General features: G+C 69.2%; 14 protein-coding genes, 1 tRNA gene and 2 pseudogenes. 11 read left to right on the forward strand and 6 right to left on the reverse strand.

What is annotated here, in order from left to right:
* Positions 1-173 precede the first annotated feature (173 nt).
* Together ACTRO_RS28530 and ACTRO_RS28535 are read right to left on the reverse strand one after the other, a co-directional pair.
* Positions 174-662, reverse strand: a complete 489-nt coding sequence (locus ACTRO_RS28530; RefSeq protein ID WP_034267982.1) for a glutathione peroxidase — start codon at positions 660-662, stop codon at positions 174-176.
* A gap of 2 nt (positions 663-664) precedes the next feature.
* Complete coding sequence (locus ACTRO_RS28535) at positions 665-1,744, reverse strand: M48 family metallopeptidase (protein ID WP_034267985.1); 1,080 nt, start codon at positions 1,742-1,744, stop codon at positions 665-667.
* A 130-nt stretch (positions 1,745-1,874) separates the two neighbouring features.
* On the opposite strand from ACTRO_RS28535, the gene ACTRO_RS48295 reads away from it, so the two are divergent.
* The 8 genes from ACTRO_RS48295 (at position 1,875) to ACTRO_RS28565 (ending at position 7,128) form a co-directional block, all read left to right on the forward strand.
* Positions 1,875-2,027, forward strand: coding sequence for a hypothetical protein (locus tag ACTRO_RS48295; protein WP_169739956.1), 153 nt, complete (start codon positions 1,875-1,877; stop codon positions 2,025-2,027).
* A 105-nt stretch (positions 2,028-2,132) separates the two neighbouring features.
* Positions 2,133-2,279 (forward strand): hypothetical protein, encoded by a 147-nt coding sequence (locus tag ACTRO_RS47555; protein WP_157436505.1) that lies wholly within the window; start codon positions 2,133-2,135, stop codon positions 2,277-2,279.
* Between the two features lie 91 nt (positions 2,280-2,370).
* A complete protein-coding gene (nadD, locus tag ACTRO_RS28540; protein WP_084316590.1) occupies positions 2,371-3,060 on the forward strand; it encodes a nicotinate-nucleotide adenylyltransferase in 690 nt (229 codons plus the stop codon).
* Positions 3,057-4,874: an LCP family protein gene (locus ACTRO_RS28545; protein WP_034267988.1), complete on the forward strand. Its 1,818-nt coding sequence runs from the start codon at positions 3,057-3,059 to the stop codon at positions 4,872-4,874. Before nadD ends, ACTRO_RS28545 begins: the two co-directional genes overlap by 4 nt.
* 114 nt (positions 4,875-4,988) lie before the next feature.
* Positions 4,989-5,366 carry a ribosome silencing factor gene (gene rsfS, locus ACTRO_RS28550; protein WP_051451530.1) on the forward strand — a complete coding sequence of 126 codons (378 nt, stop codon included), beginning with the start codon at positions 4,989-4,991 and terminating at the stop codon, positions 5,364-5,366.
* Between the two features lie 116 nt (positions 5,367-5,482).
* Positions 5,483-6,130, forward strand: a complete 648-nt coding sequence (locus ACTRO_RS28555; RefSeq protein WP_034277146.1) for a histidine phosphatase family protein — start codon at positions 5,483-5,485, stop codon at positions 6,128-6,130.
* 203 nt (positions 6,131-6,333) lie between these two features.
* A tRNA-Ala gene (locus ACTRO_RS28560) sits at positions 6,334-6,406 on the forward strand.
* Positions 6,407-6,945: 539 nt separating this feature from the next.
* Positions 6,946-7,128: a hypothetical protein gene (locus ACTRO_RS28565; protein WP_157436507.1), complete on the forward strand. Its 183-nt coding sequence runs from the start codon at positions 6,946-6,948 to the stop codon at positions 7,126-7,128.
* 626 nt (positions 7,129-7,754) lie between these two features.
* Here the strand turns inward: ACTRO_RS28565 and ACTRO_RS28570 are convergent.
* Positions 7,755-9,230 (reverse strand): caspase family protein, encoded by a 1,476-nt coding sequence (locus ACTRO_RS28570; protein WP_034267994.1) that lies wholly within the window; start codon positions 9,228-9,230, stop codon positions 7,755-7,757.
* A complete protein-coding gene (locus tag ACTRO_RS28575) occupies positions 9,220-9,561 on the reverse strand; it encodes an effector-associated constant component EACC1 (RefSeq protein ID WP_034267997.1) in 342 nt (113 codons plus the stop codon). Before ACTRO_RS28575 ends, ACTRO_RS28570 begins: the two co-directional genes overlap by 11 nt.
* Before the next feature lie 750 nt (positions 9,562-10,311).
* Here ACTRO_RS28575 and ACTRO_RS51510 point away from each other — a divergent pair.
* From ACTRO_RS51510 to ACTRO_RS51120, 3 genes and pseudogenes are all read left to right on the forward strand, one after another.
* Positions 10,312-10,530: pseudogene (locus ACTRO_RS51510) on the forward strand (IS3 family transposase); the annotation flags it as partial.
* 163 nt (positions 10,531-10,693) lie between these two features.
* The gene (locus ACTRO_RS48305) at positions 10,694-11,119 is read left to right on the forward strand and encodes an integrase core domain-containing protein (RefSeq protein ID WP_084316591.1); all 426 of its coding nucleotides are present in this window, start codon (positions 10,694-10,696) and stop codon (positions 11,117-11,119) included.
* Positions 11,120-11,148: 29 nt separating this feature from the next.
* A pseudogene (locus ACTRO_RS51120) lies at positions 11,149-11,388 on the forward strand (Mu transposase C-terminal domain-containing protein); the annotation flags it as partial.
* A gap of 338 nt (positions 11,389-11,726) precedes the next feature.
* Here ACTRO_RS51120 and ACTRO_RS49160 read toward each other — a convergent pair.
* The gene (locus ACTRO_RS49160; protein WP_051451532.1) at positions 11,727-13,871 is read right to left on the reverse strand and encodes a YqgE/AlgH family protein; all 2,145 of its coding nucleotides are present in this window, start codon (positions 13,869-13,871) and stop codon (positions 11,727-11,729) included.
* Positions 13,841-16,204, reverse strand: coding sequence for a tetratricopeptide repeat protein (locus ACTRO_RS28590; RefSeq protein WP_063628090.1), 2,364 nt, complete (start codon positions 16,202-16,204; stop codon positions 13,841-13,843). Before ACTRO_RS28590 ends, ACTRO_RS49160 begins: the two co-directional genes overlap by 31 nt.
* Positions 16,205-16,209: the final 5 nt, after the last annotated feature.

Here is a 16,209-nt window from a genome sequence, read left to right on the forward strand (position 1 = left end):
GTCCGGACCGGGAACGGATCGCGTCCCCTCATCCGAGCCACCGGGCAGCCGCGCTGCTGCGTCCTTGAGTGCGTCGTGCCGTTCGTTCCCGTGCCCGGCCCGTCGGAGCGGCCCGCGACAGCCGCCCCGACGCGCCCTCCGACGCCCGCCCACGGACGCCGGAGACGGCGCTGCTAACCCAGCAGGCGCTCGATCGCCTCGACGACCTCCGGCGAATCCGGCGTGGTGCGCGGGCTGAACCGCGCCACCGGCTTGCCGTCGGCGTCGATCAGCCACTTGGCGAAGTTCCACGCCACGTCGCCGGCCTCGCCGCTCTCCTGCTCCTGCACCCCGGTCAGCTCGGTGAACACCGCGTGCCGGCCCGGGCCGTTGACCTCGACCTTCTCGAACATCGGGAAGGTCACGCCGAAGGTGGTCGAGCAGAAGGTCTCGATCTCCTCGGCCGAGCCCGGCTCCTGGCCGCCGAACTGGTTGCACGGGAAGCCGAGCACGGTGAACCCGCGCTCGCCGTAGGTCTTCTGCAGCTGCTCCAGCGCCGTGTACTGCGGGGTCAGCCCGCACTTCGACGCCACGTTCACCACTAGCGCGCCCTTGCCCAGATGCGCGCCGATCGTGGTGTCCTCGCCCTGCAGCGACTTGATCGGAATCCCGCTCACGCTCATGATCAATCCTCCGAATCTTCCGGCTCGGCCTGCTCCGACTCCTGGTCGGACTGCGGGCCCCACTTCCGGTACATCTTCTCGCCGAGCCGGTCGCCGACCGCGCCCGCCTCACGCATGAAGTCCCGGACTTTAGACATGAGCGGATCGGTGCTGTTCTTGATTCCCTCGGAGTAGGAATCCACCGCTTCCTTGAAAGCCTGCCGCGCCGAGGCGCTGTTGTCGTCCTCGCGGCGCGGGTAGTCGCCGGTCAGGATCCGGGCGTAGGCGCCGGAGTCGACCCAGCGGGTGAGGTCCAGGGCGCGCACCGCGGGGAACGGGTGGGTGCCCCTCGACCCGAGCGAGAGGCGCAGCAGCGAGTCGCGCAGGTCCCCGGTGCTCTCGTACTCGCGGCCCTGGTCGATGAAGACCATCGGGTTCATCTCGTGCAGGTGCGCGCCGCCGGCGAGCTTCATCTGCGTGCGTATCCCGGCCTCGATGTCCTGGCTGACCAGCAGCCCGGCCCGGTCGCAGGATATCTCCGCCTTCCGGTACCACTCCTTCAGAGCCCTGATCAGGGCCATGACGCCGAGCAGGCCGCCGGGCAGGACCGAGGCGATCTGGCTCAGGTCCAGCAGCCACTGCAGCATCGTGCGGTAGACCGCGTGCCCGGAGAAGGCGTGCCCGAGCTCGTGCGCGATGACGAAGCGCAGCTCCTCCTCGTCCAGCAGCTCCACCAGTCCGGTGTTCAGGACGATGACCGGCTTGTTCATGCCGATCGTCATCGCGTTCACCGTCGGGGTCTGCGAGACGAACATCTCAGGCTTCTCCGGCACGTCGAGCACCCGGCAGGCGTCGTCGAGCAGGATGTCGAGCCGCGGGAACTGCTGGCGCGAGACCTGCACCGCGTTGCCCAGCAGCATCAGCCGCACTTCGCGCTCGTTCATGATCGAGTTGAACAGCTTGAGCAGCGCGTCGAAGCCTGCCAGCTTGCGCAGCGCCACCAGCGCCGCACGGTCCGCCGGGTGCTCGTAGGCACGTGAGCTGATGCCGGGAAAAGTCTTGCGTACACGAGCCGGCGCGGCGTCTTGCGTATCGACGGGCATGGCTTCGAGCCCCCTCGGGTGAGTCGCTGGTTGGAAACCCACGTCGAACATACCGACCCGGCGCGTTGTGCGCTGCGGGGTAGGCCTACTCTTTTTCTTCGAGTAACGCTTTTTCTAAGGACGGTCGACCGTGAGCATTCTCGCCGACATCGCATCGGACAGCGCCCCGCCCGGGATCTTCCTGCGCGTGTTCATCCTGGGCGGACTGGCCTTCGTCGGCCTGTGCGCGTGGTTCGTGCTGCGCGGATACGTCAAGTCGGGTGACAAGGACGAGCACAAGTAGGCCGCCGGGCCACCCCCTCGCGTACTCCGCGGGGCCCTGGCCCTATATTCGAGTGCGCAGCGCGAGCTGCGCCGAAGACTCGCGACGAAGGAATCGAGCGGTTCGATGAACGCACATGTGCTGTCCGTGGTAGCCGAGGGGACCGCCCCCAACCGGTATTCCGGCATCAACCCTGCTCTCAACGCTGCCTGCGTGATGGCCGGGTTCCTCATCCTGCTCTTCCTGGTCACCCGCCTCAACCGGGACAAGTAGACCGGACGATCGCGGCCTGTCCCGGCCGATCGGGCGCCCGCCGCCGCACGGTGGGGCGCCCGGCCGGTGAGAGACGGTAGGGTCGGGACGCATGGACGGCCCCAACGTTGCCCCGAGCACCGAGAGGCGCCACACCGTCGGCGCCCCCGATCCCGCGGGCACGCCGCGAGGTGATCGGCGCCGCGTCCGCCTCGGCGTGATGGGCGGCACCTTCGACCCGATCCACCACGGCCACCTCGTGGCCGCCAGCGAGGTCGGCTCGCTCTTCTCGCTCGACGAGGTGGTGTTCGTCCCCACCAACGAGCCCTGGCAGAAGTCCGACCGCTCGGTCAGCTCGCCCGAGGACCGCTATCTGATGACGGTCATCGCCACGGCCTCCAACCCCCGCTTCTCGGTCAGCCGCGTGGACATCGACCGCGGCGGACCCACGTACACCGTGGACACCCTGCGCGATCTGCGCAGCGAACGCGGCCCCGACGTCGACTTCTTCTTCATCACCGGCGCCGACGCGCTAGGCCAGATCTTCTCCTGGCGCGACGCCGATGAACTGGTGGAGATGGCCCACTTCGTCGGCTGTACGCGGCCGGGCCACACGCTCACCGACCCCGGGCTGCCCCTCGGCAAGGCCTCGCTGGTGGAGATCCCGGCGCTGGCCATCTCCTCGACCGCGTGCCGGGAGCGGGTGCGCCGAGGCGAACCGGTGTGGTATCTGGTTCCAGACGGCATCGTCCAGTACATCAACAAGCGCTCGCTGTACCAGCCGGCCGAGGAGGCGAGATGAGCGGAACGGGACGACGCCGCAAGCCGCCGGTCGAAGGCGAAGGCGGAGGCGAGCCGCAGTACGAGCGCGGCGCCTTCGAGGCTCAGGAGCCGCAGGGCGGCCAGCAGTGGCAGACGTACGCCCCCGCGCCCGAGCCGCAGTACGACTACGACTGGCGCGGCGCCGAATCGGCCGCCCAGCCGCCGGCCGCGCCCGCAGCCCCCGCTGCCCCGCCGCCCGCGGCCGCCGAGCAGTGGCCGCCGCAGTATCAGCAGCCTTACCAGGAGTACCAGATCCCTCAGCCGCGCTGGGAGCAGCCCGCCCCCGCCGCGTACGTCGAGCCGGACCCGATACCCGCACCGCCGCCCGCCGCTCAGCCCGAGCCGGCCCCCGCCGCGTCCGCCGCCCCGGCCCCGCGCACCCGGCCGCAGCCGCGCCCCGAGCCCGCCGGCGACGCCTTCAATTTCGACTTCGACCTCGACGAGGACGACGCCTCCGCCGCGTCCGCCACCGGCCCCCGCCCCGCCGCCGGCCGTCCCGCCGACAAGGACGGCTACCGTCCCGGCGACTTCGCGTTCGTGGACGAGGGCAACGACCCCGAGGTCAAGGGCTGGCTGGAGTTCAGCGAGAGCCGCGCCGACTCCAGGGCCGAACGCACCCGCCGCCTGCGCACCCGGCTGACCGCGCTCGCGGCCGTGCTCGTGCTGGCCGGTGCCGGCTTCGGCGCGTACAGCGTCTTCGGCGGCTCGAGCAGCACTCCCGCAGCCGCGGCCGCCACCAAGTCCCTGCTGCTGTTCCAGCTCGACGACGCCGACGGCAACTCGATCGGCGACGCGCTCATGGTGACCAAGCGCGGCGGAGCCCAGGACGGCTCGGCCGTGGGCGGCACCGGCGCCATCGTGGTCATCCCGGCCAAGATGCAGATCCAGTCCGACTTCGGCACCCAGCCGTTCGGCGGCGACATGACCGGCAGCCCGCTCCAGCCGCCCGCCGACGACACCGAGGTCGCCGCCACCCTGGGGGTCACCCCCGACGGCGACATGACCATGAACGAGACCACGTTCGGCATCTTCGTGGACGAACTCGGCGGCCTGACCGTGACGACCAACACCGACATCCCCGCCACCACCGCCGACCCGTCGGGCGTGAAGCAGGGCACGGTCACCCTCAGCGGCGCCCAAGCCGTCGCCTACGCCACGTACCAGGCCAAGGGAGAATCCGACAGCGCCCAGTCGGTCCGCTTCGGCCAGGTCGTCAGCGCGCTGATGACGAAGATGCCGTCCTTCGGCAACGCCGTCAGCGCCCAGCTCAACCAGCTCGGCCTGATCACCAAGCCGTCGATGCCGCTGACCAAGCTCAGCCCGATTCTCGCGGCGCTCGCCGCGCAGCAGGCCGCCGGCAAGGTCACCGAGGTCGTGCTGCCGCTGAGCCAGGACGGCAACGACACGCTCAACTACACGGCCGCAGCCCCGATCGTCTCCAAGCTCCTCGGCGGCACCATGAAGGCCGGTGCGTCAGCCGGCCAGGCCGCGCGCGTGCTGGTCGAGGACGCCACCGGCGCCACCGGCCCGAAGGCGCAGCAGCTGATCTCCGCCGCCGAAGCCGACCTGCAGAACGGCGGCTACACGTTCAACGGCGGCGACGCCGTCCCCGAACAGGCGAAGACGGTGGTGGAAGTGGCCTCCTCGTCCCAGCAGGGCCTCGCCCAGCAGGTCGCGAGCGGTCTGGGCCTGAGCGGGAGCACGGTGAAGGTCGTGCCCGGTCTCGCCCAGGTAGACGATGTGACCGTCGTACTCGGCGCCGACTGGGCGAGCGTGGCCACCGCAGGCTCGTAGGCTGCCGACGCGGAACGGCCAGGTCAGCGTGGCCGACCTGAGGCGGACGGGCTACCCGGCCACGCCCCGTGAGATCCTGGCCTTAGCACCGACCGACCGACGAGGGGTATCCGAGTGACAGCGACCGACCGCGCCAAAGACCTGGCGATCGCCGCCGCCGAGGCGGCATCCGACAAGCTCGCGCACGACATCGTGGCGTACGACGTGAGCGAGGTCTTCGTGATCACCGACGCGTTCGTGCTGGCCTCGGCCCCCACGGACCGCCAGGTGCGCGCGATCGTGGACGGGATCGAGGAGCGGCTGATCGAGCTCGGCGCGAAGCCCGCCAGGCGCGAAGGCCAGCAGGAGGGCAGGTGGGTGCTGCTCGACTACCTCGACATCGTGGTGCACGTGCAGCACAGCGAGGAGCGCGAGTACTACCTGCTCGAGAAGCTGTGGAAGGACTGCCCGCGGATCGAGCTGCCGGAAACGGTGACCGGGAGCAGGCCGTGAACACGGTCGACCTCAACGCCGGCGACGTCCCCGGGGAGGCGCCCGAGCAGCCCCCGGCCGCCGCCGGCGCCCCCCGCCCCACCGATCGCCACGCGTACTACGTCACCGGCCGCAGGATCGTGCTGTGGCGGCACGGCCAGACGGAGTGGAACCTCGAGGGCAGGCTCCAGGGCCAGACGGACGTCCCCCTGGACGAGATAGGCCGCGCCCAGGCCCAGGCCGCCGCGCGCCTCCTCGCCGCCCTCGAGCCCGACGTCGTCATCTCCTCGGACCTCTCCCGGGCCGAGGACACCGCGAGCGCCCTCGCCCGCCTCGTGAAGCTCGAGGTGGAGCTGGACGAGGGCCTGCGGGAGACGTACGTCGGCACCTGGCAGGGCCTGACGGACGAGGAGATCAAGGCCAAGTTCCCGGAGGAGTACGCGGCCTGGCGCAAGGACCACTACCACCAGCGCCGCGGCGGCGGCGAGCTGGAGGCGGAAGTCGCCGAGCGCGCCGTCGCCGCGATCGAGCGCGCCCTGGCCCGCGTCCCCGCCCGCGGCACCATCGTCGTGGTCACCCACGGCGGCACCGCCCGCGTCGCCATCGCCCGCCTCCTCGGCCTCCCCGAGCAAGCCGCCGGCGTCCTCGGCGGCCTCTCCAACTGCTGCTGGTCCGTCCTCGGCGAAGGCCACCGCGGCTGGCGCCTGCTCGAGCACAACGCCGGCTCCCTCCCCGAGCCCGTCATCGGCGACGACCACCTCGACCAGTCCGACACCGAGCCCTGACCCCCCGCCGCCGCCGGCCCGCCCGCCGCTCTGAGCTGCGACGGATAACCGATTTCCCTTCCGACCCTCACGTTGGCTAATATGGGCGAGCCCGCCCGGGAGCAGCAAGGATCCACGCGGAACCGAAGACTGTGACCGGGGGGACCACCCGAATCGGTGTAGTAAGATCGACGCCGAAGCGAGTGAACGACAAGTTCATACAAGGGGCCATAGCTCAGCTGGTAGAGCATTTGTCTGGCAGACAAAAGGTCAGGGGTTCGAATCCCCTTGGCTCCACAGGGAAAGATCCCCAGTTCAGTGCTCTGAGCTGGGGATCTTTTGTATCGGCATTGACTTACTGGTCTAGTCCACTTGCCGTACGGGACCGCATAAAGCCGGTCTTGCGAGCAAACAACGAGTGGATGCGCGATCCGGGGTCTGAGGCGGTTTGTACGTACCCGTATTCGTTAGGCCCTCCCGTAGTTCTCGCCGGTTACCAGAAGCTCTGCCCGGGTTTGGTTCGGCGTTGCGCTCAGATCGGTGCGGGGTGTCTAGGCCCGGTCGGACCCCTGTCGGTATGCATGATCGCGTTGTCGGCGGTCAGGCCGCATTCGCACGCCATCGCGAGCGCGCCGGTAACGAGGCTGGTGCGCATGTGTGGCGCGATCGCCCAGCCGATCACCTTCTTGCCAGAGACTGCACCGTAGCGGGTGGATCCAGCCTTCGGATGTGCGGAAACAGGAGATGTCGCCCGTGAGTTTCATTCCGGGCATGGGGCTGCGAGCTGCCGTTGGGGTAGGTCCGGGATCGCGGTGGCGGCTTTGTCGGGTCTGGTCGTGCAGTTCGTGGACGAACGCGAAGCGTTCTCTCGTCGGCGCGTGATGGATCAACGCTTCGGCCGCGTCCCGCAGGACGTCGGCTTCCTCGCGCAGCGTCTACAGCTCGCGTTCTCGGCGGCGCGGTTGTCCGCGGGTGTCGGCAAGGGCGGCTTCGAGATCACCTGGCACAGCGCGACATGAACGAGACGCTGGCACCAACAGACGCGCTACCGTCGTCCCGTTGCTGTTCTGTGGCGCAGCGGACACAACGCCAGAACCCACCCGGCCGCATGTTAAAGCTCTGGTGGGCCCAGGTGGTGGCAGAAACCGCGTCCACTCCAGGCGGTGCTGCGGCGTTCAAGGAGCGCGATCTGGTGGCGCAGGAGCAAGATTTTCGCGTCTTTCCAGGCTGTGGAACGGCGTGACAGTCTCAGCCACACGGGCAGACGCACGGCCAGGAGGAAGACGAACCGCAGGCACATAGCAGACGATCATCGCGGAGCAACCGTGGAGACGACAACTCGCCCGCAGGCTGACCTGCGCGGACGAGGAATTCGGCAAGCACAGGGCATCGGTGCCCTGGCGTTGATCGCTGCCGGGCCGGTGTCATCGAGAGGGCATGTCGGCAGCGCTGATGGCTGAAACCATGTGCTGTGTCGCGGCGCGGCGAGTACAGAGATAGTCACCGCTCTTCGATGTGAACTCGTAGAACTTGTAGCGGTACAGGTTCAACGACGCATTACCACGTCGTCGCCGGCGCCCAGGCTAGCGATCGGGGAGTCGAACCGGCCGGGTCAGCATGTCTGCTGTTGTATCCGAGGAGCCGCTCAGGGGCAGGTGAGGGTGACGGCGGAGACGGTCATGGGTCCCGGGACGCCGCTGGTGCGTGAGTCGGTGAAGTCGAGTACCGCCTGACCGGTGGGGAAGGGGCCGGCAGGGTGGGTCTGCCAGGTGCCTTGAAGCCTGACCTGTGACAGGTCGAAGTTGGGGTGCGGGTCGTCGGTAAAGTCGTTCTTTTTGGTGGTCCAGAAGTAATGGGCGTTGTACTGCGAGTAGCTGGAGCGAGCGACGTAGATGTGGAAGGTGCACGCGGCGTGAGTCGGGACGTTGTTGAAGATCCACTGGGCGTAGTTCATCCAGTTGTCGGCGGCGGCATTTGTGGTGGGCTCGGTGTACATCAGGCTGTTCGGGCAGGTGGTCGTTGGCACGGTCCCGGTCGCGGGCACGGTGGTCCACGGGTGCGCCGTCTTAGCCAGCTGCGGGTTGAACTGGGCGTGGTTCGTAGAGGGGCAGCCGGGGCCCACGGTCTGGTCGTAGGCGAGTTCGGGGGGCGCGGCCGTGGCCGAGAACGGAGCGCCGGAGGTGATGCGGGCGGTGGTGGGAGTGGTGGGCGGCGTGGATAGGTGCGTCGAGCCGCCGGTCCACGGGTGGGTCGCGAGCACGGCGGCGAGGGCGAGGAGCGCGACCAGCGACGGTACGGCGATTTTGGCCCGCGTGAGGGTCGAAAGCAGCCCTCCGGCGGTTTCCCTAGGGTTCGGCCCGGGGGATGGCTGTTCGTCCGGACTGGCCGTGTTGCGTGCGAAGGGATATTGGCGGGCGCCGCGGGTGCCGGCTTCGACGGGTTCGGGCAGGTTGGCGCGCAGCAGGCGGGCGCGCATCTCCAGGAAGATCTGGTCCAGGCGTAGGGTCGCGGGCAGGTGGGGGATACCGGCGTGCACGACGTCGAGCAGGGCCTGGGTGAAGTAGGTCGGTTCTCCGGTCAGCGGGGCTTTGGCCTTCTTGTCCCGGGCGCTGGCGCCGATGTAGTAGAGGCCGTCGACCGGGTAGACCTCGGCGATGTCGGCGGACTGGAACGCGTAGTTGGCCTTGTTGCCCAGTTCCGCGTGGCAGCAGTCGAGGATGACCAGTTTGGTGGCCGCCCGGCAGCCCCGCATGATTTTCGTGAGGTTGTCGTAGAGCATGGCGGTGTGCGCCAGGGCCTCGGGATGTGGGTCGGTATCGCCCAAGGCCAGTGCGAGCTGCCCGTCCGGGGTGCGCATCCCGTGTCCGACGTAGTAGACCAACAGGACATCCTGCGCCTCGCGCACCTCCGCGAGGACCCGGCGGGCCAGCTCGTGCGGCGCGGCCACGTCTACCAGGGTGGTGACCCGGTCGGCGGGCCAGCCGCACAGCTCGCTTGTGAGCAGGTCGGCCATCGCCGTGACGCTGCCGTGGGCTGCGGGCAGGTCCGGGATCCGGGAATGCCCGCTGTAGAGGGCGTTGCCGATCAGGATCGCGCGGGATCGTGAGAGGTCACGATCCATCGAGCAGCTCCTTGACCAGGGGTAGCACCTCGTCGAGATTGTCCGCGCTGATCTCCAGCCGGTTCCGGCCGCGGCGGAGCTTCAGGGTGAAGCTCGGTCCGCGCGACTCGACCAGCGTCTTGATGATCTCCAGGAACACGGTGATTGCGCCGCCGGAGCAGGCCACGGTCAGCAGGTCGAGCACCGAGCCCTGCTCGCCCGGCTCCACTGGCGCCGGGACCGCCTCGAGCGCGATTCCCGGGATCCCGCGCAGCTCGGCGTAGAGTGCGTCGAAGTCGTCGAGGTCCCCCGCGGAAAGCTCGACCTCGCCGCTGCCGGGTCGCTCTGCCACCTGATCTCCCCTCCATCTCGGCAAACGCGGACGGCGCTGTCGCGGTGTGGGCCGCGACGATGTCCGCGCTACGTTGAGTTGTCCATCACACCGCCAGCCTGGGCGGATGGCGTATGTGACTACTGACAAACTTTCAGGAAACCGCCCTCGCGTGAAGGGGATCGCCGGATGTCCCCGATAACGATTCAGCACACTGATGCGACTCGGTGCGTTCCGCCCGCCGACCGGGTGGGCACCCTGACTTCTGCGATCCTGCGGGGCGTCGGCTGTCGTTGGGTGGAGTCCCACTGATGGGCGGGACTCCACTCACGGATCACGCCAGCGCCGTGGTCACGTGCTCCGCTTCGTGGCTCGGCGGCTTGAACTGGTCCGTGGGCTGATCTTGTGATGACTCGACACGCTTATGCACCTCCTGTTGATTTCTGAGCTGGTTGAGATGATCGGGTGGCTGCTACGACAGTGTTGGGGTTCTGGCCCGGTTCAGTAACACGCTCTCTCGAGGTTGGCCGCATGCGGCAGAGTTCGATCATGTCCCGCTGAGCAAGCCGTCATGACTTCGCTGCTGCTGTCGCCGAATTGCGCGAGGAGCTGCGCCCTTGCCCGCGTGAGGTCCAAGGCCTGCGTCGGGAAAACGAGATCCTGTGTGAAGCGGCGGAGCCATTGATCCACCGCGCGTCGGCGCGGGAGCGCTTCGCTTTCGTCCATGGACTGCGCAACCGGTTCAGCGCCAAGTTGCTGTGCCGCGTCCTGGTGACCGACGGCGCGAACTACCGCGCTTGGGTCCGTGCGGAGCGCAAACGCCGAGACCGTGCATACGACGACGAGCGACTCATTGAGTTGATCACCGAGGTCCACACTGCGTTCTCTGCCTACGGCGCCGAACGTGTCACCTGCGAGCTCAAGCGCCAGGGCGTTGAGGTGGGACGACGTCGGGTGGCGCGGTTGGTGCGCGAGAACGGCATCATCGGGATCACCCGACGCTGGCGACGGAGCCTGACGAAGCCAGATCCCGGTGCGGCTGTGGTCCCTGACCTGATACGACGTCAGTTCGCCGCGCCGATGGCCGGCCTGAAGTTGATCGGCGACATCAGCTGCTTCCGCACCGGGGAAGGCTGGCTCTACCTATACCGTCCTGGATCTGTGCAGCAAGGGGTTGATCGGGTATGCGCTCGCGCCGCATATGCGAGTGAATCTCGTGGTCGAGGCGATCGGTGTGGCCCACTCCACCGGGCTGGTCGCCGGCAACGCGATCATGCATACCGATCGCGGCAGTCAGTATCATGCGAAGCTCTACCGCAACGTGCTGCAGCGTCTCGACATTCGCCAGAGCACCGGCCGGACCGGATCGTGTCTCGACGGCGCGGCCGCCGAATCCTTCTTCGCCACGCTCAAGGCCGAGATCGCTACCGACTCCTGGCCCGACCGTGCCACCGCACGCCGAGACATCAAGAACTGGATCGAGCTGTACAACGGTCGCCGCCTGCACTCCTCGCTCGGCTACACCACTCCGGTCGAGTCGCGTACCGCCTGGCAGCGGCGCATAGCAATAGCGGCATAAACAGGGGGGTGGAAGACGGGGCTGACTCCATGACGCTGGAGGCGCCGTCGGCCACCTCGGTCGGGTTGTGCCTGGCCCACGCGGCGATCGACAAGCGGGTATGGCTGGAGCGGCTGGGAGTGCCGGCGCCGTGGCCGATGAGCGGGAAGCCGTTCGCGCTGTACCTGGACAACGCCGCCGAGTTCAAGAGCGAGGCGCTGCGCCGCGGCTGCGAGCAGCACGGGATCGTGCTGGACTACCGGCCGAAGGGTCTTGCGCACTTCGGCGGGAAGGCTCGCGCAGCGCCCCTGGATGAGGCGGGCCAGGAAGTAGACCGTCTCGCGCCGCGCCTCCAGGGCACAGGTGAAGCTGATCGGATCGTCTGCGACACTGGACATGCGAAACCCCTGGTTCTGGAGCCTGTCTTGGTCGACAGACTTCTTACCAGGGGCTTCGCGTCATCTGTGACGCGGGGTCAGATCGATGGCGCAGCAACGCGATCCACGGGGACGACTATCAGGCGTAGTCGACATGTTGCACGGAAAGGCTCAATGCGCAACCGCTATCGCCAGCACCCGCGAGTTGCGCGGCCAGCAGCTGCTGGCCGAGATCCGGCGGGCACACCCGCTCATTCCACGACCGGAAGGCCGAGGGCGTGGTACCACATCATGTCCGGCTCAGCCGTGAAGATCTCTGACGTGGTAGCTTCGGTGACTACCCAAGCGCCCCGCTCGACCTCTGCCGCGATTTGCCCGGCTCCCCAACCGGCGTAGCCCGCGAAGATCCGCATGTGGCCCGTCATTGACGCGACCTCCGCAGGGTCGGCGTCTAGATCGACTAGCCCGAGCGCCCCGTTGATTCTTCTAAACCATGGTGGGGTTGATTCGGGTGACGGCGACTTCAGCATGACGAGTCCCAGTGCGGAGTCCAGGGATGCGGGGCCGCCCACAAACGCTACGGGCGGCGAGTCGACATGCATCGCCCACTGCGGGAGCACGTCTGCGACTGGCACTAGGGAGGGCCGATTAAGCACGAGGGCGAGTGCGCCGTCATCGTCGTGGTCGAGGACGAGAAGCGCGGTTTCGCGGAAGTTTGGATCTGTGAGCGCCGGCCGCGCAACTAGCAGGCGACCGGTTATGTGGTCGGGTAACACTGGTCGATATCCACCCGCGAACTTCGCCGTCGTTGCGGCGGCTTTCGCCACGGCATGGTCCGTGGACGTGCTCGCGGAAGCGTAGGCGTTGAGCGCATCCGCTACACGCCCCCGGCGTTCGAGCAGTACGCCAAGCCAGAAAGCGGCGGGCGGCGCGTACGAGGCGTTTCCGGATCCCGAGATTCTCCGAAACTCCACTTCAGCGGTGGTCCAGTTACTCTCGTCGTGCATCGAGGCCATCGCCTCGTTAAAGTACTCACGGACGGTAGCGTCGTCGATTGCGCCATCTGGACTGTCAGGGGCCTCCGCGGATGCGTCGAGCCGGGTGGTCAGGGTGTCGGGGTGGTCCGGGCTGGGCATCCGTTCGGGGTCTTCGAGCAGTCCGGCTTGGGCGGCCGCGGCGCCGGCCGCATCCCCTGCCTCCCGCCGAAAGCGGGCGAGGTTGTGGAGGGTGGTCAGGGTGTCGGGGTGGTCCGGGCCGAGCACCCGCAGCTGCTCGTCGAGCAGGTCGGCATAGGCGACTGCGGCCCCGGCCGCATCCCCGGCCCGCGTACGAAAGTCGGCGAGGTTGCCGCGAGCGGTCAGGGTCGCGGGGTGATCCGGACCGAGTACCCGCAGCAGCTGTGGCAGCAGTTCGGCGTGGGCGGTCGCGGCGCCGGCCGCATCCCCCGCGAGGCCCCGAAAGCCCGCGAGGTTTTGACGGGTGGTCAGGGTGACGGGGTGGTCGGGACCGAGTACCCGCAGCAGATCCGGCAGCAGGTCGGCGAACGCTGCTGCGGCGCCGGCCGCATCGCCCGCGTCTCCCCGCCAGAGGGCGAAGTTGTTGCGGGTGGTCAGGGTGTCGAGGTGGTCCGGGCCGAGTACTCGCAGCCGGTCGTCGAGCAGGTCGGCATAGGCCGCGGCGGCGCCAGCCGCATCCCCCGCCTGCCCCTGCCAGTAGGCGAGGTTGCTGCGGGTCTTAAGGGTGTCGGGGTGGTCCGGGCCGAGCACCCGTTCGCGGGTTTCGAGCAGTCCGGCGTAGGCGGCCGCGGCGCCGGCCGCATCCCCCGCCCGCCCCCGAAAGCCCGCGAGATTGCTGCAGGTGGTCAGGGTGGAGGGGTGGTCCGGACCGAGTACCCGCCGCAGATCCGGCAGCAAGTCGGCATAGGCGGCCGCAGCGCCGGCCGCATCCCCCGCCTCCCCCCGAAAGCGGGCGAGTTCGTGACGGACGGTCAAAGTGTTGGGGTGGTCCGGGCCGTGCACCCGCAGCAGATCCGGCAGCAGTTCGGCATAGGCGGCCGCGGCGCCAGCCGCATCCCCCGCCTCCCCCTGCCGATGGGCGAGGTTGCCGCGGGTGGTCAGGGTCTCTGGGTGATCCGGACCGTGCACCCGCAGCAGATCCGGCAGCAGATCGGCGAGCGTGGCCGCGGCGCCAGCCGCATCCCCCGCCTCCCCCTGCCGATGGGCGAGGTTGCCGCGGATGGTCAGGGTGTCGGGGTGATCCGGACCGTGCACCCGCAGCAGATCCGGCAGCAGATCGGCGAGTGCGGCCGCGGCGCCAGCCGCATCCCCCGCCTCCCCCTGCCAGTGGGCGAGGTTGCCGCGGATGGTCAGGGTCTCTGGGTGGTCGGAGCCGAGCACCCGCCGCAGATCCGGCAGCAGATCGGCGAGTGCGGCCGCGGCGCCAGCCGCATCCCCCGCTCCCCCTGCCAGTGGGCGAGGTTGCCGCGGATGGTCAGGGTCTCTGGGTGGTCGGAGCCGAGCACCCGCCGCAGATCCGGCAGCAGATTGGCGAGTGCGGCCGCGGCGCCTGCCGTATCCCCCGTCCGCCCACGAAAGTCGGCGAGGTTGCCGCGAGCGTCCAGGGTGTCGGGATGGTCCGGGCCGAGTGCCTGCCCTCGCCAATAGGTGAGGTTTTGATGGGTGGTCAGGGTGCCGGGATGGTCCGGGCCGAGCACCCGCAGATAGTCTTCGAATAGTTCGGCGTAGGCGGCCGCGGCGCCGGGCGCATCCCCCGCCCGCCCCCGAAAGTAGGCGAGGTTGTGGCGGGTGGCCAGGGTGCCGGGGTGGCCCGGGCCGAGTACCCGCAGTTGATCAGTGAGCAGTTCGGCGAGTGTAGCGGCGGCGCCGGCCGCATCCCCCGCCTCACCCAGCCATCGCGCAAGGTGGCCGCGGGTGGCCAGGGTGTCGGGGTGGTCCGGGCCGAGTACCCGCAGTTGATCAGTGAGCAGTTCGGCGAGTGTAGCGGCGGCGCCGGCCGCATCCCCCGCCTCACCCAGCCATCGCGCGAGCTCGTGTCGGGTGGTCAGGGTGGAGGGGTGGTCCGGGCCGGACACTCGCAGCCGGTCGGTGAGCAAGTCGGCGAACGCCGCGGCGGCGCCGACGGCATCCCCCGCCTCCCCAAGCCATCGCGCGTGATGGGCGCCGGTGGCCAGCGTCCCATGGCGGTCCGGGCCGAGCAGGCGAATGGCACGGGCGTGTAGATGGTGAAAATGATCGCGCGCAGCGGCGACCTGGCCGGCCTCGCCGAGGCTGCGGCCAGAGCGGAACAGTACCTCGTGGACGTCAGGGGTGTACAAGCTGTTGCCGGTGACCTGGTCGAGGACGGTGGTGTTGGCACGCAGTACTTGGGCCAGATTGGTGTTGCTTTCGAGCGCGGGCCAGGCCGCCCGGAGGGCGTCGGCGGCGGTGTGGGCTAGGTATTCCTGGTCGGTGGAGGTGAGGCTTTCGCGGGTGGTGCGTTGGACAAGTTGGTGGACGCGCACCGCGGTGGCATGCTGCTCGGAGGCGTGCTGGATGAGGCTGAGCCGGTGCAGGGCGCGTAGCGCCGCCACAGCCTCCCGCGCATCAACTTGCCCCCGACCGGACGCAGCGTCGCCGCTGGATTCCTCCGGTGCCGGGGGTGCGAGCGGCGTCGCGACGGCTGGCTCGGTCCGGTGGGCGGCGAGGTACTCGAGCGCGGGCGCGGCGGTTAGGACGGCCTGGGGGATGCCGTTGGGATCGAGCACCGCGGTGAGCGCCAGCATGGGGCGGGCCAGTCCCTGGGGATGGAGCTGGCTGGCGCGTTCGAGGGACAGTGACCAGGTCGCGGCGACAGTGGCGGCCTGTCCGTCGGGCAGCGCGTCGCCGGCTTCACCGGGTTGCCCGGGGTGGGGGAGCAGGTCAGCGAGGGTGCGGGCACGATCGGCCACCAGCGTGAGGTAGGCAGCCACGCTGAGTCCTGCGTCGGCGATATACGCGGCGGCCTGCGAGAGCGCCAGCGGCAAGAACCCCAACTCCGTGGCCAGGGCCCGGATCTGCTGCTCGGGCTGACCGGGACGGTCGCGCTCAGCCAGGGCCTGGTGCAGCGCAGCGGCGGCTTCGGCCGGGGTGAACGCGCCGACCTCCACCCGGCGGCGGCCCGGTCCGGTCAGGGCGGCATCGCGGCGCCGGGTGGTGATCAAGCACCGCCCGTGCGGGCTGGCCGGTGGCAATAGATTGATCAGATCTCGGGGGTCTGAGACGTCGTCGAGGACCACTAACCACCGGCACACCGGCCGGGAGCTTGCGGGCTGCAGCCAGGCCAGGAAGCGCTCCGCGGCGTGCTCGTCCAGATCGGCACCGAGCAGCTCCAGTGCGGCGCGCACGTAGCCGTCGATGATGGCCTGGCGGGACGCAGCGGTGACCCACACCAGCACATCAAGCTGGCCCGACTCGAACGCAGTACGGGCATAATCTGCGGCGAGCTGGGTCTTTCCCACTCCGCCGAGCCCGGACAACACCTGGCCGGCCACTGCCGTGCCCTCGGCCTCCAGCACAGCACGCAGCCGGGAGGCCTCCACCCGCTCCTGAAAACCGAGCGCCCGCTCGGGCGGGCTGCCGACCATGTGCGGCCAGGGAGCGGGGGCGCGCGGCGCGGCGTGCTTGTGCTGGTGCAGGTGGAACTGGTCGATGAGCTCGGCTGCGACGCTACCGCCGGTAGCGGTGATAGCCATGCCTG

It is taken from the genome of Actinospica robiniae DSM 44927 (genome assembly GCF_000504285.1).
Lineage (GTDB): Bacteria > Actinomycetota > Actinomycetes > Streptomycetales > Catenulisporaceae > Actinospica > Actinospica robiniae.